This window comes from Moraxella caprae DSM 19149, assembly GCF_000426885.1.
GTDB lineage: Bacteria > Pseudomonadota > Gammaproteobacteria > Pseudomonadales > Moraxellaceae > Moraxella > Moraxella caprae.
This window is the reverse complement of sequence record NZ_AUGF01000045.1, coordinates 1-16,510: the sequence shown is the minus strand read 5'-3', so window position 1 is coordinate 16,510 and position 16,510 is coordinate 1. Positions and strand designations below refer to the sequence as shown.

Sequence of the window (16,510 nt, the reverse complement as noted above, 5' to 3'; positions counted from 1 at the left end):
TTTCAATCTTAGCTAAGCGTTTAATGCCATACTTGGCTTGTTTAAAGCGATTGTTGGTACTGGTTTGGGGTTTAAGCAGTTTAACACGAGCAAGTTTTAAGACCTTGTAAATGGTAGGTCTTGATACTTTGTACTCGAGTGCCAGTGAAGTCAATGATTGCTTGTTTTTGTGATAAGCAGTCCAAATGGCTTCCCTATGGTGGGGAAGCAGTCTTGTGTTTTTGTGTATGTTCATTTGCAGTATTTTACCTTAATACTGTAAATAACGCGACTGTTTCTAACAGTTTAGCTCTTCGCAATAATACAGCGAGACTATCGCATCTTTTTTGCCATCTTTATTGATGTCAGCATAAATAATGTCTTTTTGCGACAATGCGTACGTATAGGCATCTTCGCCATTATACTCTATCTCTTCTTGATTCATGGCGTGTACCGTTTATTTACTAGGCTGTTTAAGCTCTCTGCATGGGCGGTACTGGTGAATAACAAGACAGCAGGCAGTAGATAAGATAATTTCATCATTTTCTCCGTGATATGGCTAGGTTAGGTTTAAATCATCAAGTTAGGACAAGATGACTTAATCATCCATCATTATATAGATAAAGAACTTTAAAATTACCACAAACGCAATGATGTTTGGGCGTAGGGACTGGCTCTGCACGTCCGATAAAATCATTACATCATCAAGGGCGTGGAAAGCACGTCCCTACAAATCCTGTGGCAAATATCAAATTCGTTAGATATGATTAAAAAAGCACTGAGACAAAACACTTATTATCAATTTTAAAATAAAGGGCATTGTTTATTGATGATATTTTGGATGAATTTATAGGAAAAAAACCAACAATCAGTAAGTTACCATTTTAATTTAAGACTGGGCAAATTTTAAACCCCCTTTACACGAATAATTTACAAGAATTATTCTCAATTCTCTTGTTTTTTGCTTATTTTTGGTATATTATAACATTTTATTTATCTCAGCTCTGACAGGAGAGTATCATGCAAGTACTATCATCACTCAAATCCGCCAAAACCCGCCACGAAGATTGCCAAGTGGTTCGCCGTCGTGGTCGCACCTTTGTCATTTGCAAATCCAACCCCCGTTTTAAAGCCGTGCAAGGCGGTAAAAAACGCAAATAATTGGGCGTCATGCCCCCGAACCGCTCTTTATGAGGCGGTTTTTTTGTAATTACTTATTTTAAAATGTCGCTGTTTTGTACAGATGGGCAGGCTTGCGTTGTCAAGCATGGCTTATTTTGTTATGATGATTATATTTACTACCCATCATATCTCTTTTTATTGGACAAGCCATGAGCCAGTCAGACATTTTTAGCACACTCATTCATCATCACGACATTCAGCGTAAGCTGTGTCAAGATTTTCAACATGCCATCACCCAACAAGACCGCCCCAAAGCCGAGAGTGCCTTTATCCCCCTAAAAAATGAGCTAGAAGCCCACGCCGCCGCTGAAGAGCGTCATCTGTATGTGCCTGTGATGGCGTTTGATGATGGGTTAGAACTCTCTCGCCACGCCATTGCCGAACATCATGAGATGGACGAGATGATGGCGGTGCTGTCCGATAGGCGAACAGGGGACGAGCGATTTTTTAAGACGGCACAAGAGCTTATTGATGAGACCTTGCACCATTTAAAAGAAGAAGAAAATGAGTTTTTTAAGGAAGCCAGAGAACTGCTTGACAAACCCACCCAAGAGCGACTGGGCAAGTTATATCAAGCCGAACATCAGGCATTTGAAGATAAGCATGGGGAGTGATTGTTTTACAATGCAGACCCAAACCACTTTAAAAAATGGTAAAATAACCCATGAATTTTGACATCATACCACCCATCACTGGTAAAGATTGCTTTGCCAAAATGGGTGCTATCAGAGACATCAACCGCCTAAAACGCACCTATGGCGGAACCAATTGGAAGAATGCAAGGGCTTTTGCCTTGTCAAAATAAACAACGAAGTCTATGAAGCCGAAATCCATTGGTACGAATGTCATGGCATTGATGCGGTTGAGTATAAAATCAAAAGGTTACTATCATGAAATGGTTATTGTGCATTAATAATAAAGACTACCCTGCCAGTTTGGAAGTCATGAAACTTTACAAACAGCTAGACGACCCAACCGCAGAGCAGTTGGGCATGGTACGAATCATCGATGAAAGCGGGGAAGATTATCTGTATGCCAATTCCCTATTTATCCAAGTGCCTGCTGTCTTTGGCAATCACATAGACATAGCTTTGTCCGTCTAGTGCTGGACTTATTGAGTTGCCAAGCAACCTTGCAAAGCGTTAAATCTGCCGATACACTTCATCAAACGGCACACGAAACCGCTCGCCCCATACGCCCTGCTCGCTACGCACACCGCACGACACCACCATATTAATCTCGGCTATGGCAGGCAGTCTAAGTAGGGTCTTTATCATCGCCCCGTCAAAGCCTTCCATGGGGCAAGTATCAAGCCCACGCTCACTCATGGCAAGCATGAACGTCTGAGCGACCAGTCCACAGCTTTTGTGCATGACGATACGAATGTCATCTTTTGAGACGTCCTTTTGCATGGGGCGAACCTTTGAGATGGCACACGCCACGCCCTTTCTTGCCGTCCCCACCAGTGGCACATCTTGGGTGTAGAGCAGGGGCATGAGCCGATTATAATAATGGTCAAATTTCTTAATACGCCTGTCCACCTTATGAACAGGGCTGTATGTACGTACGTTTTCACGCTCAAAGGCAAACACCGATGTGGCACGCTGTCTGTGCAAATCAGGACGTATCACGAACACCACCATTTGGTCAGCGGTCGTGGCAGAGCTTTGGGATAGGCAGGCTTTGGCAAGTGTGGCGAGTGTGGCTTTATCGGTGATGTGGTAGCACTCGTACAGTTGCATGTTAGAGCTGGTCGGAGCAAGCGTGGCAAGGGCTAGGCAGTCCTTGACGATGTTGGGGTCAATGGGCGTGGGTAGGTACTCACGCACGGCACGGCGATGGTGCAAGATGTCAGATAGGCTCATAATCTATGTCGGTTGGGTGTGAGGTAACTATTATAGCATGGTTGGTGCGGTGATGATTTGGCATTTTTGCATAAAAATTTTGCATAAAAAAGGGCGAATTTATTCCGCCCTAATATTTTTAAACATTTTTACAAACGCATCTCGCCCTACATCCAGTCCCTATCTGCCACTTCTTCTACATTCTCAGGCAGACGAGTTACCAGCACTTGGTCAATCTTATAATGGTCAATGTCCACCACTTCAAATTTTAGATTTTCATGCACGACAAAATCGGCAGGACGTGGAATCTTCCGCAAACGATACATGATAAAGCCCGCCAACGTCTCATAATGATCCCAATCTTCAAACTCCACCACATCAAGGGCGTGCTTGACATCATCAATGGGCGTACTTCCATCGATGAGCCACGAATTTTCATCACGGCGGATAATCTGCTGTTCTTCCTCGATGGGCGACCCCCAGTCCCCCATGACCGTCATCATGATGTCGGACAATGTAATGACCCCGACCACCCACGCATATTCGTTGATGACGACCGCAAATTTTTCTTTACTGGCACGAAATTTATCCAAAAGCTCGGACAAAGTGAGCGTATCAGGGATAATCAGCACGTTACGAATGGTACTCTCGTTAAGCTGTACAAAAGATTGGTTGTTGAGTAGCCTTACCAAAATGTCTTTGGTGTCCACATAGCCGATGACTTGGTCAATGGTCTCATTGCACACCAAAAATTTGGAATAAGGAAACTCAGCTATCTTTTGTCGCATGGACTCTTCGGACTCGCCCAGCGTAAAATACACCACATCTTCACGCACAGTCATCGATGACGGCACGGTACGCTCTTCTAACTCAAAGACATTTTCAATAAAATGCTGTTCTTGCTGTAACACCACGCCTGCTTCTGCCCCTGCATCCATAATGGCAGAGACATCATCAAAGGTAATGCTCTCTTCTCGCACGGTGCTGATTTTGAACAGGCGAAATGTGGCGTTGGCAATGCCGTTGATAATCCACACAAGCGGTTTGACCACCTTGATGACCACGAGCATGGGATTAATGACTGCTAGGGCGACCTTTTCGGGGTTTATCATGGCAATGCGTTTGGGAATCAAATCAGCATATAGGATAAAGATGAGCGTTACCACCGCAAAACTCGTAAAAAACGCAATACTCTCTGTCCACTGCCCTTGATAAAACTGTCCGATAAACTGGGCAAAATAAGGACGAAGCGCCCCCTCCCCCACCGAACCACCAAGAATAGCGACTGCGTTTAGACCGATTTGGCTGGTGGCAAAGAAGTCCGCCGAATTTTCTTGCAAGTGCATGATTTTATCAGCACGATTATCGCCCCCTTCGGAGATGAGTTTTAGTTTCAATTTTCTTGCCCCTGCTAAGGCAATCTCAGAAATTGAAAAAAAACTTGATACTAATATCAATATGAATATTAAAAATAAATGTTGTAATAAATCCATGTGAATGCTCAAAATTTTTTAATGTTTTGTGGTAGTTTATCAATTTTCGTTTAAATTTCAAGTACAAAGACGTACGCCCACAAAAAAGGGCGAATACTCGCCCCTGATGTTATTTGGGTTGGCAATGTATCACTTGCCCTTTTACCCCGCTTGCCATGTCGGTCATGAGATACACATAGGCAGGCATGATGTCTTCGGGCGTTTTTAGGGTCAAAGGATTCTCTCCTGGAAAGGCGTGGGCTCTCATGTTGGTGCGAGTCGCCCCTGGATTGATGCAGTTAAACCGCAAGGCGGTGTGGTTTTTGGTCTCTTCGGTAAAAATGGTACTCATGCCTTCTATCATCTGCTTAGATAAGGCATACGCCCCCCAAAAGGGTCGCACTTTTGCCACGCCCGAGCTTGTGAACACCACCGAGCCACTGGGGGCGGAGACAAGTAGTGGAAATAGGGCTTGGGTAAGCATAAACACGGCTGTGCCATTGACATGCATGACCTGCTCAAAGGTAATAGGGTCGTACATTTCAAGTGGGGTCAATGCCCCAAGCACGCCTGCATTATGTAGCACGCCGTCAAGCCTGCCAAACTCTTTTTGAATTAGGGTCGCAAGCTCATTCATCTGGGCAAAGCTCGCCTTTTCTAAGTCCATGGGCAAAATGGCAGGCATGGCAAGCCCCAAACTCTCTATCTCATCATAGACCGCTTCTAGTTTGGACTCTGTTTTGCCAAGCAGGAGTACAGTCGCCCCACATTTGGCATAGGTTAGGCTTGCCACTTTGCCAATGCCGTCCCCTGCTCCTGTTACTAGGATAATCTTGTCGGCTAGGCTGTCGGTGGTCGGGGTATAGTTTAAAATGTCTTGTGTCGTCATGGTTGGGTACTGATTTGTTTTATTAAGTAAAAATTAAAATATGGTTAAATTTAAATAATTTTATACTTGCTTAACTCCAAAATATACCACCGTAGGCGTGTACTAGTTTTATTAACGGGCGTGGAAAGCCCACCCCTACAAGCCTGTGGCAAATATTAAGCTCATTAAATATATTTTTTATTTATTTTATTTAAAAGGTGCGTGGCACGCATATTTTATCAATGAAAAATTAAAAGCGGTTAAATTTAAATCATTTTAAAACTAGCATTGTCAAATTGGCAACGGCTTAAACCAACCCCAACACCAACCGCCCCAATTCATCAGGCGTATCCACCACCTTATCCGCCCCCCACTCATGGGGATTTTCATCAGGGACGATATAGCCAAACCCTACCGCCACCGTCATCATGCCAGATGCTCGCCCTGCCTGTATGTCTCTGATGTGGTCGCCCACATAAATGCAATTTTTGGGGTCTATGTTTAGCTTTTTGCACGCCAAAAACATCGGCTCTGGGTCGGGCTTGGTGTTTGCCACATCATCAGGGCAAACAAGCACCGCACAGCATTTGGCTAGGTCTAATTTATCCAGAAGCTGTTCTGCTAAATATCTAGGTTTGTTGGTAACAATGCCCCACGCCACGCCTTTACTTTCTAAGGTGTCGAGTAGGCTGTCCAAGCCGTCAAACAGTCGGCTATCCACACAAATGTCCTGCTCGTACAAATCCAAAAACTCTTGACGATAGGCAAGCATTCGCTCGTCCGTGTCCGCCACGTTCATGAGCTCATCGCCAAACATCAAACGCACCATTGCCCTAGCCCCTGCCGAGACCTGTTCACGAATGGCAGTATCAGCGGGGCAAGGGTGATTGTGCTTGGCACACATGAGCTTGATGATACGGATAAAATCAGGGGCGGTGTCGATGAGCGTGCCGTCTAAGTCAAATAAAACCGCATTTAGCTTTGTTGTGCTTGTCATGTCAGCCCACCGCCTTTGGGCTTCGACCCTTGACAAACGACATCATGTAGTTGACGTCCACATTACTGTCAGAGAGCCAAAACCGCTTGGTTAAGGGGTTATAATGTAACCCCGTCATGTTATCACGGGCAAATCCTGCCCTGATAGCCATGTCATCAAGCTCGGCAGGCGTGATGAATTTGTTGAAATCGTGCGTGCCTTTATCCACAAGGCGTAGCACATACTCCGCCCCCACAATTGCAAATAGGTAGGATTTGGGGTTACGGTTAATCGTGGACGTTACAAACACGCCATTGGGCTTTAATAAGGCAAAGCACGCACGCACAATCGCAGACGGGTCAGGGACGTGTTCTAACATCTCCATGCACGTTACGACGTCATACATCCCCGCCTGCTCGCTAGCAAGCTCTTCTATCGCCACACAGCGAAAGGCGAGCGTGTCGGTCATGCCTGTCCGCTCGGCATGAATCTGCCCTGCTTGCAGGTTTTGCTCCCCCAAATCCACACCCAGCACGTCCGCCCCACGCACCGCCATAGAATGCGACAAAATACCGCCACCACAGCCCACGTCCAGCACCTTTTTGCCGTTTAATCTTGAGCCAAAAAAGGCACACGTTTGGTCTTCTATCCAGTCAAGGCGTAAGGGGTTAATGTCGTGCAAGGACTTAAACGCCCCTTGTCTGTCCCACCATTCATCGGCGAGGCGGGTGAATTTGCCAATTTCATCAAAGTCGGCATTGTGGGCGGTGTGTGCGGTCATGAGCTATCCCAAGTGATAAATTGGCTTATCTTACCATTTTTAGCGATTTTTAACCACTTTTTCCCTTGCTTTTCATACAGATTTTGGCAAAATTTGTGTTGTTCATTTAAAAATGCTTAAATTTTAGGCAGATTTCATAAAAATTTACATAATACAACGCTTGATTAAGAATTCTATTACCCAATTTTGGCAAAAATAAGTTAAACTATGCGATATTTTTATTTACCCATATTTGGTTTTACCAAAACGATTTGTTGGCACTGTGCCAATCTAGGATTTTTTATGAAAAACACCCTTAAATTCACCGCCCTTGCGTTGGCGGTTGGTCTATCTGGCATGGCTCATGCCAATTTTGTTGAAGGTCAAGACTACAAAGTCCTGCCCAATCCCGAGAAAATCGCTGGCGATGTCATCGTGGTGCGTGAGTTCTTTTGGTATGGTTGTCCGCATTGTTACAGCTTAGAGCCACACATGCAAAAATGGGCAAAAACCCGTGCCAAAGACGTGGCGTTTTTCCGCACGCCTGCCGCCATGAACCCTGTGTGGGAAGTGCCTGCCCGTGGTTTTTATGCCGCCCAAATTATGGGTTATGAAGAAAAAACCCACCAAGCCCTATTTGACACCATCCACAAAGACGGCAAACGTGTGGACAGATCCAAAGAAACCCTTGCCGACTGGTATGCCACCCAAGGCGTGGACAAAACCAAGTTTAACACCACTTACGACTCATTTGCCGTTACCACCAAACTAGAACGCTCAAAAGCAGGGGCGAAAAACTATCAGCTCACTGGCGTGCCTGCCGTTGTCGTGCATGGTAAATATGTGGTTGCAGGCGATGATGCCAAAGTTACCCAAGTGGTTGATTTTCTTATCAATAAAGTGCGTGAAGAGAAAAAATAATCAGCTCGCTCATACAGTCCGTGCCATGATTGGTGCGGACTTTTTTATGTCTTTTTATCATCGTTTAACTTCAAAATACACCACCAAAAGGTGTGGAAAGCACGCTCCCACAAAGGTATTTTTCAATATTTAGCATTGGTGCAAATTGGGGTTGATTTACTATAATTACTCTCCCCTTAACAGCTCGCCAAACACCCCCAAACTCTCTCCAAACTCGCCCACCTTTTCGCTGTCTAGCTCCACGCTCATCACGACATGGTGAGCATAGTCCACCCCTAAAATCTCGCCACCCACTTGCCCGACCAGATAGCGGATTTGGGCTTCGTGGGCAAAAGTGGTGGCGACTTTGACCTGTGATTTTGGCACAAATGGCACAAGGATCATCTCATCTACCACCAGTTGCGTGGCGGTAGCGTAAGCTCGTGTCAATCCGCCTGCCCCCAGTTTGATGCCGCCAAAATACCGCACGACCACCACCAGCACATCGCCAATTGCCTTGTGTTGCAACACATTTAAAATCGGTCTGCCTGCCGTGCCGTTTGGTTCGCCGTCATCGTCAAAGCCTGCCGATGTGGTGTTGTGTGGGTCGCCCAAAATATAGGCAACACAATGATGACGAGCGTCAGGGTGTCTCTCACGCAACTGTTCCACGTGAAACATCACTTCGTCTTTTTGGCTAATGGGATAGGCAAAGGCGAGAAATTCGCTTTTTTTGATTTCATAAACCGCTTGGCAAGGGGCAGATAAGGTATGGTAGGTCATGCGAAAATTTTTCTAAAAATGTATAAGTATGATACACTAAACACCATTATTTTTAAACCAAAACACCTGAGACCAAACAATGAGACTAGACAAATTTTTAAGTAAAGCCACTGAACTCTCCCGCAGTGAATGCAAAAAAATCCTACATCGGGGCGAGATTACCGTAAACGATAAAGTCATCAAAGACGGTAGCGTACATATCAATGCCGATGATGACGTGCTGTGGGCAGGCGAGCCGTTGTCAGTGGCGGACGGTAGCCGTTATATTTTGCTCTATAAGCCAGACGGCTTTGAATGCACCCTAAAAGCCAAAGAATACCCCATTGTTACCGAGCTGATTGCCGTGCCAGAAGTGGCAAGTTTGCGGATTGCAGGACGGCTTGACGTGGACACCACAGGAGCACTACTTCTATCCGATGACGGAGCGTGGCTACACCGAGTTACCAGTCCCAAGCGTCATCAGCCCAAACGCTATGAGATTACACTTGCCGACCCGATGACCGCTGACGAGCAAGCCTGTGCCATAAAACAAGTGGCAAACGGCATTTTGTTAGAAGGCGATACCGAAAAAACCCGCCCTGCCGAGTTGTCATTTACAGACGAGACGCACGCCACGCTTATCTTGACCGAAGGTAAATATCATCAGGTCAAACGCATGATGGCGTATTTTGGCAATAAAGTCATCGAGCTACACCGAGCAAGCATTGGCACGATTACGCTGGACGGGCTTGAGATGGGCGAGAGTCGCTTTTTGAGTGATGATGAGATTGGGCAGTTTTGATTAGGATGTGAAATTTGGGCAATAAATACGCCACCTCCCCAATTTTTATGGATTTTTGCCAATCATACTTTACTACCCAACCTTGTCAGATTGTGGGGAAGTTGTAAACGGCTCTCGTTGGCTTAGATTTTGGGGTATAATCTATGCCAAATCATTTTGGGATAAACCATGAAAACATTTAGCACGTTACTTACCCTAAGCCTTGCCATCACAACTGCCGCCGTCAGTCTGCCAAGCACCGCCCAGACACCTGTCTCCATTACCGCAAGCGACGACCAACTCATCAAACAAACCCTACGCCAAATCGGACTTGCCACGCCCGTTCGCACCATCACCCCGACAGGCATTGGCGAGCTTTTGATGGTAACGCTGACCACGGGCGAGAGCCTACTTATCACGCCTGATGCTCGCTATGTGATTAACGCCACCGCCGAGCCGAACCCCAGCACCATTCACGCCATCAACCCTGCCATCATGAGCGATAAGCCCACAGGCACCCCGATAGACGAAGACCATAAAATCGCCCTGCTTGCCAACATGAACGCCCTGCCCCTAGTCACCCCTGACACCGTGTTTTTTCACACGAGTATCAAGGGATTGCTTTGGGCGGTTGCTCAAAATGGGACGCCATTTTTGGTCAGTGCAGACGCTCGTTATGTCATCGGGGGTGATGTCAGCGTGATTGCCAACGGCAAACTTGGCGGACTTGACACCGCCTTTGAGACCGCCAAAAACCGCCACACGCTTGCCACCTTAGACCCTGCCAATCTGACCATCTATCCTGCCAAAGACGAGCGAGCGGTCGTCTATGTCGCCACCGACATCAACTGCCCCTACTGCAAGATACTTCACAAAAACATTCCCAATCTTACCGCCAAAGGCATTACCGTCAAAGTCATCGGTTATCCTGTCTATGATGAGTCGCCTAAGCCCATGCGACAAATCTGGTGCGAGCGTGATAACGCCAAGCGTGCCAAGCTCCTAGACCTTGCCATGAAAGGGGTCAAGGTAGGCAACCAATGCGGTAATGACGACAACCATCTGTCATCCAACATCGCCAAAGTCCGCCCCCTTGCCATCATCGCCACCCCTGCCGTCTATGGCGAAAATGGCGAGTTGTTTGAAGGCAACGTGGCAAATGATGAATTGGTCAAATTTTTGATGGCAAAGTAGTATTGTCTTACTCCAACCTCAACTTAAAATGGTAACTTATTGATTGCTCAATAATTATTTTTTAAATTGTAAGGGCGAATTGCAATTCGCCCTTGATAAATCAGTCATTTATGTAAAGTTGAGAATGGGGTATTGTCTTGACAAATATTTTTAAAATCGCTATATTAAAATCATTTTTTTAAGAACAAAACCATGACCCACTTCATCACCTGCGACTTACTGGACGACAACGAAGACAAAACCATTCACGTCATACCACCCACGATAGACGGCAAATCGTTCAAGCACTATGGCGGTATCACAACCTTTGGCGGGCAAGCCGTTACGGTCAAATGCTTTGAGGACAACTCCCATATCAAAGAACTGCTTGCCACAGACGGACAAGGCAAAATCCTAGTCGTGGACGGTGGTGCATCCCTACGCTGTGCGTTAATGGGCGACATGATTGCCAAATCGGCTGTGGATAACGGCTGGGCAGGGGTCATCATCTGTGGCTGTGTGCGAGACGTGGACGAGATTGCCAAGATGAGTCTTGGCGTGCTAGCCTTGGCAAGCATTCCCAAAAAGAGCGTAAGAAAGGGCGTGGGCGAGACAGGTCTGCCGATTGCGATTGGTGGGGTGGTCGTCCATGACGGCGATTGGGTCTATGCCGATAATAATGGCGTGATTGTCAGTGGAGAAAGATTGGTTTAGGTTTGGGGTTGAATTGGGGATTTGGGTTGGGTTTTAATTTAATCCAAAACCCCATTTATCAATCCTAATTTAGGCAGATTATCAGGGTAAATCATCAAATGTTAAATCTGGGCGAATATGATTCGCCCCCGACACGCCTTTTTCTTTTAAAATCATCACTCCCTTGTCCGAGCAACGATCTCGCCAGCCCCACTTGTCCGCTATCGGTCAAGCCTTGCACCACGCTGTCAAAATCGCCCTGTTCTCGGTTTTGACTCAGTTTAAATCTGCCAACCATCTCACCGACATCCACCGTCAAGCCCAAAATGCCCTGTATCTCGTCCGCCAGATAGTCGGTAGGAGCGTCTTTCATTTTCCAAGGGGTGTCTTGTGTGCTTTCATGGATATTGGTCAAGGTGCCAACCGCACGCATGAGTCCCTTGACATCATCAAACACGCCAGCACGCCCACGCACCTGCACCACTTCATAATTCCACGTTGGCACATGGCGGTGGTGGACGTGCTTGGACGGATACCAGTTGGGCGTGATATAGCCCTCTTCGCCATAAAACAGTATCATCACGTCTGTCCCATTGACATACTCAGCAAGCGGATTGGCTTTGGCAAAATGAGCGATGAGCGCGTCGTCTTTTTGCACCACATAAAAGGGCAACAAATCCGCTTGGGGCGTGCCGTCTTTTATGCTAATAAGCATGCCTAATGGGTGGGTTTTGATAAAGTCGGTAAGGACGGTGCGATCGGTTTCGGTAAAGAGTGGGGGTAGGTGCATGGCTTTCCTACATCAATCAAACGGTTACACTAACAACAGCAAGAAGAACTATCATACCAAACAGACTTGGCAATCCAAAAAACAATAAAAAGAATATACCAATACCGATTTTCGCCCAAAGATTTTTAAATCCACAAAAATCAAACAGCATTAAGGCAGTCAAGGTGTAAATCAGTATGTCAATAATGATAAGGGCAAATATTTGTGAGTCTCTTAGCTCAATAAATTTTGATAAAATTATCAATGCAATAATATTGGTAATCAAAAATATCAAAAATATCAACGCCCAAACCGCCTTTTGTGCCTTTACCATGATAAGTATCAGATAGGATAACATCATGCCAAAGAACAACCCAAACACCACACCACCTATCATAAGACCAACATATAGCCCAAGCCACACCAACAGCACCGAGCCAACGGCGGTTAATGCCAATGCACCGACATTGTTGTTGGGCGTGGTGTTGTCAAGTGGAGTATTGTCAGGCGTGGTGTTGTTAGGATTTTGCAACTTGCCCAATCCTCTGCCCCATTACCACCGTCTTACCATGTACAAACTCATCGCCCCATATGGCATTTGCCGATTTTGGTAGCACGATAATGGCGGTAGAACCTAGATAAAACCGCCCAAGCTCATCGCCTTTTTTGAACGTGATGTCATGCGTGCGGTGCTGAATGTAGGGCGTGCGTTTGATTGCCCCTGTCGCCACAGACTCAATCCCCGCCACAATCATCGCCCCAACCAGCACCACGCACGCACGCCCAAAAGCGGTATCAAATTCGCACACCAACCGCTCGTTACGGGCAAACAGGTCAGGGACGTTCTCGGCGGTGGTGTTATTGACCGAAAACAGCGTACCTGGCACATAGCGTGTGGCAACTAACGTACCGTCAAAGGGCATATGCACACGGTGGTAATTAGTCGGGGCAAGATAAATCGTGGCAAATGAGCCGTCCACAAACGCCTTACCCAGCTCAAAATCTGCCAAAAGTTGCCCCACGTCATAATCTCGCCCCTTGGCTTGGAGTAGTTGCCCATTTGTGATTGCTCCGATTTGGCTGATTTTACCATCAGCGGGGCAGGCAATGCCGTCTGCAGTGTCGTCAATCGGTCGCATACCACTCTTTAATTCACGAGTAAAAAAGTCGTTGAAGCTCTCATAATCGTCCAAATTGCCACGTTCATATTCTGTCAAATCAATGTTGTAAGCCTTGGCAAAGGTATGGACAAAGGCTTTTTTGATGTACGGATTTTGGCTTTTGGCAAGGTAGCCTGCCACTTCGGATAGGGTTTGCTGTGGGGCTAAGTTTTGGGCTAGGGTAAATAGGTTCATGTTCATGCCTTACAGTTAAAATAACAAATCAACCACGCTATTGTAACGTATTTTTGTTAAGATAAGGACTTCTTTTTTTAATAAGGCAGATAAAAATGCTCAAAATGACGTTTGCAAAAACCTTTAAAAAGACATGGCAAACCACCTATGACGGCATGGACATTGTTGTTAATAATGGTTGGAATTTTCTGGGTCAGACCACAGAAGAGATCATCATAGACGGCAAACAGGTGCATTACTACAAAGGGAGTAATTTTAAAAGATTTGGATTTGCCAAAGATTTTTATGTCAATGACACCAAAATTACCGTAAAAGTCGGTAGCAGTTGGCATTGCTGTGGCGTGGCGTGTCAGATTTTTATCAATGATGAGTTTTATTATGGCGATAAAAAGGTGCTGTTTGCCAATTTTTCGGCGGGTTAATGTTTGGTATAATAACTGTTTTTTAGCCAAATTTTATGCCAAACACCCCCAATCCCATGACCGCCAAAGAACGCCTATTTCATGCCATGCTGTTTGAGATTGGGGCGACTGGGCTGACGGTGGCTGTTTTTGCCCTGTTTGGCGACAACCATAGCCATGCCCACGCTACAGGCTTGGCGGTGGTAATCTCGGTGCTGGCGGTGGTGTGGAACATGGTGTTTAATTTTTTGTTTGACAAAGTGGTAACGGGCGAACGCCTTGACTGCTCGCTTGGCACTCGCCTTGTTCATATGGGCTTGTTTGAAGGTGGGCTGTTTTTGGCAACCGTGCCGATGATTGCCTACGCCCTAGATGTCTCGCTGTGGACGGCGTTTATTATGGATATTGGCGTGGTGGCGGTGATTGGGGTATATACGCTACTTTTTAATTGGGGGTATGATTGGGTGCGATTTTTTATTGTCAGAAATAACGCATGAAAAAGCCGTTTTTGATATTACTCTTTACGTCATTGGGCGTGGGAATTTTGGCAATCGCCTTTTTGTTTTGGGTGCTTGTTGTTTATCATGAAAGCTATTATATTTGCACAGAAAAAACCCAAAAATGTGTTACTGTCATTGTATTTCATCAGGGCAGAGATAGATTTTTGCGGTTTTATGACGGCAGAATATACAGTAATTTTCAGCTTTTGGGCAAAGACTATGCCGAATCTTATGTAGAACCTGACCCCCATGTTCATATCAATGAGCGGGGGCAAATTGTGATTACCGATATTGACTTACCCAAAAAATATCAAGGCAAATTACAAAATGTCCATTTTGACGAAAAGCCCAATGGCAAACATGACATAGGTGAATCTTATGTTCACTTATCATTTTATCCCTTGCTGTTTTAAACTTGATTGTTTTAAAAATATCATTAAAAAGGAAATCTATGAAAGCCCTAATCCAACGAGTTAAGTCCGCCCATGTCGCCGTGGACAGTCAAATCATCGGACAAATCCAATCAGGCGTGCTTGCCTATATCGGCATTGGCAAAGATGATGATTTTGATAAAGCGTGCAGACTGGTGGATAAAATCATCGCCTACCGCATTTTTGAAGACGACAACGGCAAAATGGGCAAATCAGTGTCCGATGTGGGCGGTGGCTTGCTACTGGTGTCGCAATTTACCCTAATGGCAAAAACCGACAAGGGTCGCCGTCCTGATTTTGCCCCTGCCATGCCCCCAGATGATGCAAGGGCGTTGTTTGATAAGTTAGTGGACTATGCCAAACAAGTCTATCCCGATGTTGCCAAAGGTGAATTTGGGGCGAATATGGCGGTCGTGGCGGTCAATGACGGCCCGATTAATTTTTTGCTTGACGTGTGATTTTTATAATTTACCATTAAAATTGTTATGATAAAATGGGCATGTCAGAGCAAAGAGTATTCGCCCAAAATCAAGGTTTTTTAAAAGGGTAAATGTGATTTGCCCTACAAACCCCTTTAAAACATCATCAGCCCCTTATTTTACTCGCCCCACATCGCCCATCAGGTTATCAGGCAACGGCAAAATCTCCCCAATCTCTGCCACATGCTCAGGCGAGCCGATGACGAGTGCGTCAAAGCCGTCATCATGCACCACGCCATTGACGATTTGCACTTTGCCGACCTTGTCGCCGTCTTGGACAGGCTTAGGCAGTCGCACACGGTGTAAGTAGGCTTTTGGACTTGCCTTAAAGTAGAGCCGTGCGATAATCTCCTGTCCTAGATAGCACCCCTTATCATAATCCACGCCCCCACGCTGGTGCAGGCGTAACTCTTGGGGTTGGAACAGCCCCGCTGTGGCTTGGGTTATCCACACATTGCCCGTCTCAATGCTCGCTTTCGCCCATACTCCAAAGTCAGCAAGGTTTTCATCATTATCAAAAGTCGGCACGCCATTTGCCACGATAGGATAAATGGGCGTGGGGGCGGACTGGCTAAATTTAGAAAACGCCCCGTATTTTTTGATATGGGCGGTAAGATTATCCATGCAGTCCGCCGACGTGATGAGTACAAAGGTCTCATCATCAGTGCGAGATACCCACAGTCCAAAGGTAACACGCCCTTTTAGGTCGCTAATGGCACAGGGCAAAAAATCATGGGTGAGTTTATCAACATTGACGGTTAATTGACCTTGTAAAAATTTGGCGGTGTCTTTGCCGTTTAGGGTGATTTGTGAAAATTGGCTCATGGTGTTCTCGGTTGTTATTTATCATTTGTCATTTTCATTTCAATAAGGGGGCTTGGCTTTATTTTCAAGCCAAAATGTATCAAAAATGATATAATAGACCTCCTGCAAAACCCATTCTATGCTAAAATACCTCAATGAACTATGAAGCCTCCACACACCTATCCGACACCAAATTCAAACGCTTAGTTGGCATTGAACGCAGGGTTTTTAATGAAATGCTTGCTTGTTTAGAGCAAGCACAAGCTGCTGTACATCAAAGAGGCGGTAGAAAACTTAAAATCAGCATGCCCAATTTGTTAATGGCAACCTTACAGTATTTTAAAGAATATCGCACCTATGAGCAGATAGCCGCTGACTTTG

At 45.8% G+C, this 16,510-nt stretch carries 24 protein-coding genes and 1 pseudogene; 13 read left to right on the top strand and 12 right to left on the bottom strand.

Annotation, left to right across the window (positions count from 1 at the left end):
* Window positions 1–235, bottom strand: a 235-nt coding sequence (locus tag K941_RS0110425) for a hypothetical protein (RefSeq protein ID WP_029103572.1), incomplete at its 3' end; no start/stop codon positions are given.
* 42 nt (window positions 236–277) lie between these two features.
* The gene (locus K941_RS17200; protein WP_156892330.1) at window positions 278–424 is read right to left on the bottom strand and encodes a hypothetical protein; all 147 of its coding nucleotides are present in this window, start codon (window positions 422–424) and stop codon (window positions 278–280) included.
* 575 nt (window positions 425–999) lie between these two features.
* On the opposite strand from K941_RS17200, the gene ykgO reads away from it, so the two are divergent.
* The 4 genes from ykgO (at window position 1,000) to K941_RS0110400 (ending at window position 2,264) form a co-directional block, all read left to right on the top strand.
* Window positions 1,000–1,140, top strand: a complete 141-nt coding sequence (gene ykgO / locus K941_RS0110415; protein ID WP_029103571.1) for a type B 50S ribosomal protein L36 — start codon at window positions 1,000–1,002, stop codon at window positions 1,138–1,140.
* Between the two features lie 170 nt (window positions 1,141–1,310).
* Window positions 1,311–1,775 (top strand): hemerythrin domain-containing protein, encoded by a 465-nt coding sequence (locus tag K941_RS0110410; RefSeq protein WP_029103570.1) that lies wholly within the window; start codon window positions 1,311–1,313, stop codon window positions 1,773–1,775.
* Window positions 1,776–1,825: 50 nt separating this feature from the next.
* Complete coding sequence (locus K941_RS17195) at window positions 1,826–1,966, top strand: hypothetical protein (RefSeq protein WP_156892329.1); 141 nt, start codon at window positions 1,826–1,828, stop codon at window positions 1,964–1,966.
* 85 nt (window positions 1,967–2,051) lie between these two features.
* Window positions 2,052–2,264, top strand: coding sequence for a hypothetical protein (locus K941_RS0110400; protein WP_029103569.1), 213 nt, complete (start codon window positions 2,052–2,054; stop codon window positions 2,262–2,264).
* Window positions 2,265–2,303: 39 nt separating this feature from the next.
* Here the strand turns inward: K941_RS0110400 and K941_RS0110395 are convergent, their stop codons facing one another.
* The 5 genes from K941_RS0110395 to ubiG form a co-directional block, all read right to left on the bottom strand.
* Complete coding sequence (locus tag K941_RS0110395; RefSeq protein WP_029103568.1) at window positions 2,304–3,026, bottom strand: nitroreductase family protein; 723 nt, start codon at window positions 3,024–3,026, stop codon at window positions 2,304–2,306.
* A 146-nt stretch (window positions 3,027–3,172) separates the two neighbouring features.
* Window positions 3,173–4,498, bottom strand: coding sequence for a polyamine export protein PaeA (locus K941_RS0110390; RefSeq protein ID WP_029103567.1), 1,326 nt, complete (start codon window positions 4,496–4,498; stop codon window positions 3,173–3,175).
* Window positions 4,499–4,607: 109 nt separating this feature from the next.
* The gene (locus K941_RS0110385) at window positions 4,608–5,366 is read right to left on the bottom strand and encodes a YciK family oxidoreductase (RefSeq protein ID WP_029103566.1); all 759 of its coding nucleotides are present in this window, start codon (window positions 5,364–5,366) and stop codon (window positions 4,608–4,610) included.
* Window positions 5,367–5,652: 286 nt separating this feature from the next.
* Window positions 5,653–6,342 carry an HAD family hydrolase gene (locus K941_RS0110375; RefSeq protein ID WP_029103565.1) on the bottom strand — a complete coding sequence of 230 codons (690 nt, stop codon included), beginning with the start codon at window positions 6,340–6,342 and terminating at the stop codon, window positions 5,653–5,655.
* A gap of 1 nt (window position 6,343) precedes the next feature.
* Complete coding sequence (gene ubiG / locus K941_RS0110370; RefSeq protein ID WP_029103564.1) at window positions 6,344–7,102, bottom strand: bifunctional 2-polyprenyl-6-hydroxyphenol methylase/3-demethylubiquinol 3-O-methyltransferase UbiG; 759 nt, start codon at window positions 7,100–7,102, stop codon at window positions 6,344–6,346.
* A gap of 282 nt (window positions 7,103–7,384) precedes the next feature.
* Between ubiG and K941_RS0110365 the strand changes: the two genes are divergently transcribed.
* Window positions 7,385–8,002 carry a thiol:disulfide interchange protein DsbA/DsbL gene (locus K941_RS0110365; protein WP_029103563.1) on the top strand — a complete coding sequence of 206 codons (618 nt, stop codon included), beginning with the start codon at window positions 7,385–7,387 and terminating at the stop codon, window positions 8,000–8,002.
* Window positions 8,003–8,167: 165 nt separating this feature from the next.
* Here the strand turns inward: K941_RS0110365 and K941_RS0110360 are convergent, their stop codons facing one another.
* The gene (locus tag K941_RS0110360) at window positions 8,168–8,764 is read right to left on the bottom strand and encodes an IMPACT family protein (RefSeq protein ID WP_029103562.1); all 597 of its coding nucleotides are present in this window, start codon (window positions 8,762–8,764) and stop codon (window positions 8,168–8,170) included.
* A gap of 79 nt (window positions 8,765–8,843) precedes the next feature.
* On the opposite strand from K941_RS0110360, the gene K941_RS0110355 reads away from it, so the two are divergent.
* The 3 genes from K941_RS0110355 to rraA all read left to right on the top strand — a co-directional run bounded on the left by K941_RS0110355 (window position 8,844) and on the right by rraA (window position 11,411).
* Window positions 8,844–9,545 (top strand): pseudouridine synthase, encoded by a 702-nt coding sequence (locus K941_RS0110355; protein WP_029103561.1) that lies wholly within the window; start codon window positions 8,844–8,846, stop codon window positions 9,543–9,545.
* Window positions 9,546–9,713: 168 nt separating this feature from the next.
* Window positions 9,714–10,718 (top strand): DsbC family protein, encoded by a 1,005-nt coding sequence (locus tag K941_RS0110350; protein ID WP_029103560.1) that lies wholly within the window; start codon window positions 9,714–9,716, stop codon window positions 10,716–10,718.
* A 192-nt stretch (window positions 10,719–10,910) separates the two neighbouring features.
* A complete protein-coding gene (gene rraA, locus K941_RS0110345) occupies window positions 10,911–11,411 on the top strand; it encodes a ribonuclease E activity regulator RraA (RefSeq protein WP_036388156.1) in 501 nt (166 codons plus the stop codon).
* A 94-nt stretch (window positions 11,412–11,505) separates the two neighbouring features.
* Here rraA and K941_RS15555 read toward each other — a convergent pair whose 3' ends face one another.
* Genes K941_RS15555 through asd form a run of 3 tightly spaced genes read right to left on the bottom strand, consistent with a single transcriptional unit; the run spans window position 11,506 to window position 13,514 of the window.
* Complete coding sequence (locus K941_RS15555) at window positions 11,506–12,180, bottom strand: FMN-binding negative transcriptional regulator (RefSeq protein WP_051226018.1); 675 nt, start codon at window positions 12,178–12,180, stop codon at window positions 11,506–11,508.
* Between the two features lie 16 nt (window positions 12,181–12,196).
* Window positions 12,197–12,691: a hypothetical protein gene (locus K941_RS0110335; RefSeq protein WP_115341023.1), complete on the bottom strand. Its 495-nt coding sequence runs from the start codon at window positions 12,689–12,691 to the stop codon at window positions 12,197–12,199.
* On the bottom strand, window positions 12,678–13,514 hold the full coding sequence (gene asd, locus K941_RS0110330) for an archaetidylserine decarboxylase (protein WP_029103557.1): 837 nt from the start codon (window positions 13,512–13,514) through the stop codon (window positions 12,678–12,680). The genes K941_RS0110335 and asd overlap by 14 nt, the downstream gene beginning before the upstream one ends.
* Before the next feature lie 95 nt (window positions 13,515–13,609).
* Between asd and K941_RS17365 the strand changes: the two genes are divergently transcribed.
* The 4 genes from K941_RS17365 to dtd are packed head-to-tail and all read left to right on the top strand — an operon-like array spanning window position 13,610 to window position 15,304.
* The gene (locus K941_RS17365; RefSeq protein WP_036388152.1) at window positions 13,610–13,936 is read left to right on the top strand and encodes a hypothetical protein; all 327 of its coding nucleotides are present in this window, start codon (window positions 13,610–13,612) and stop codon (window positions 13,934–13,936) included.
* Between the two features lie 35 nt (window positions 13,937–13,971).
* Window positions 13,972–14,412, top strand: a complete 441-nt coding sequence (locus K941_RS0110315) for a PACE efflux transporter (protein ID WP_051226017.1) — start codon at window positions 13,972–13,974, stop codon at window positions 14,410–14,412.
* Window positions 14,409–14,828: a hypothetical protein gene (locus K941_RS0110310; RefSeq protein WP_029103555.1), complete on the top strand. Its 420-nt coding sequence runs from the start codon at window positions 14,409–14,411 to the stop codon at window positions 14,826–14,828. Before K941_RS0110315 ends, K941_RS0110310 begins: the two co-directional genes overlap by 4 nt.
* Window positions 14,829–14,866: 38 nt before the next feature.
* Complete coding sequence (gene dtd / locus K941_RS0110305; protein ID WP_029103554.1) at window positions 14,867–15,304, top strand: D-aminoacyl-tRNA deacylase; 438 nt, start codon at window positions 14,867–14,869, stop codon at window positions 15,302–15,304.
* Between the two features lie 135 nt (window positions 15,305–15,439).
* Here dtd and ygfZ read toward each other — a convergent pair whose 3' ends face one another.
* On the bottom strand, window positions 15,440–16,150 hold the full coding sequence (ygfZ, locus tag K941_RS0110300; RefSeq protein ID WP_029103553.1) for a CAF17-like 4Fe-4S cluster assembly/insertion protein YgfZ: 711 nt from the start codon (window positions 16,148–16,150) through the stop codon (window positions 15,440–15,442).
* Window positions 16,151–16,284: 134 nt separating this feature from the next.
* On the opposite strand from ygfZ, the pseudogene K941_RS0110295 reads away from it, so the two are divergent.
* Window positions 16,285–16,510: pseudogene (locus K941_RS0110295) on the top strand (IS5/IS1182 family transposase); the annotation flags it as partial.

Coding starts and splice junctions, on each gene's coding strand:
- K941_RS0110365 (WP_029103563.1), top strand. CDS start 7,385: ATGAAAAACACCCTTAAATTCACCGCCCTTGCGTTGGCGGTTGGTCTA.
- ygfZ (WP_029103553.1), bottom strand. CDS start 16,150: ATGAGCCAATTTTCACAAATCACCCTAAACGGCAAAGACACCGCCAAA.
- ykgO (WP_029103571.1), top strand. CDS start 1,000: ATGCAAGTACTATCATCACTCAAATCCGCCAAAACCCGCCACGAAGAT.
- asd (WP_029103557.1), bottom strand. CDS start 13,514: ATGAACCTATTTACCCTAGCCCAAAACTTAGCCCCACAGCAAACCCTA.
- dtd (WP_029103554.1), top strand. CDS start 14,867: ATGAAAGCCCTAATCCAACGAGTTAAGTCCGCCCATGTCGCCGTGGAC.
- K941_RS0110390 (WP_029103567.1), bottom strand. CDS start 4,498: ATGGATTTATTACAACATTTATTTTTAATATTCATATTGATATTAGTA.
- K941_RS0110355 (WP_029103561.1), top strand. CDS start 8,844: ATGAGACTAGACAAATTTTTAAGTAAAGCCACTGAACTCTCCCGCAGT.
- K941_RS0110410 (WP_029103570.1), top strand. CDS start 1,311: ATGAGCCAGTCAGACATTTTTAGCACACTCATTCATCATCACGACATT.
- K941_RS17195 (WP_156892329.1), top strand. CDS start 1,826: ATGAATTTTGACATCATACCACCCATCACTGGTAAAGATTGCTTTGCC.
- rraA (WP_036388156.1), top strand. CDS start 10,911: ATGACCCACTTCATCACCTGCGACTTACTGGACGACAACGAAGACAAA.
- K941_RS15555 (WP_051226018.1), bottom strand. CDS start 12,180: ATGCACCTACCCCCACTCTTTACCGAAACCGATCGCACCGTCCTTACC.
- K941_RS17200 (WP_156892330.1), bottom strand. CDS start 424: ATGAATCAAGAAGAGATAGAGTATAATGGCGAAGATGCCTATACGTAC.
- K941_RS17365 (WP_036388152.1), top strand. CDS start 13,610: ATGCTCAAAATGACGTTTGCAAAAACCTTTAAAAAGACATGGCAAACC.
- ubiG (WP_029103564.1), bottom strand. CDS start 7,102: ATGACCGCACACACCGCCCACAATGCCGACTTTGATGAAATTGGCAAA.
- K941_RS0110350 (WP_029103560.1), top strand. CDS start 9,714: ATGAAAACATTTAGCACGTTACTTACCCTAAGCCTTGCCATCACAACT.
- K941_RS0110310 (WP_029103555.1), top strand. CDS start 14,409: ATGAAAAAGCCGTTTTTGATATTACTCTTTACGTCATTGGGCGTGGGA.
- K941_RS0110395 (WP_029103568.1), bottom strand. CDS start 3,026: ATGAGCCTATCTGACATCTTGCACCATCGCCGTGCCGTGCGTGAGTAC.
- K941_RS0110315 (WP_051226017.1), top strand. CDS start 13,972: ATGCCAAACACCCCCAATCCCATGACCGCCAAAGAACGCCTATTTCAT.
- K941_RS0110360 (WP_029103562.1), bottom strand. CDS start 8,764: ATGACCTACCATACCTTATCTGCCCCTTGCCAAGCGGTTTATGAAATC.
- K941_RS0110375 (WP_029103565.1), bottom strand. CDS start 6,342: ATGACAAGCACAACAAAGCTAAATGCGGTTTTATTTGACTTAGACGGC.
- K941_RS0110400 (WP_029103569.1), top strand. CDS start 2,052: ATGAAATGGTTATTGTGCATTAATAATAAAGACTACCCTGCCAGTTTG.
- K941_RS0110385 (WP_029103566.1), bottom strand. CDS start 5,366: ATGACGACACAAGACATTTTAAACTATACCCCGACCACCGACAGCCTA.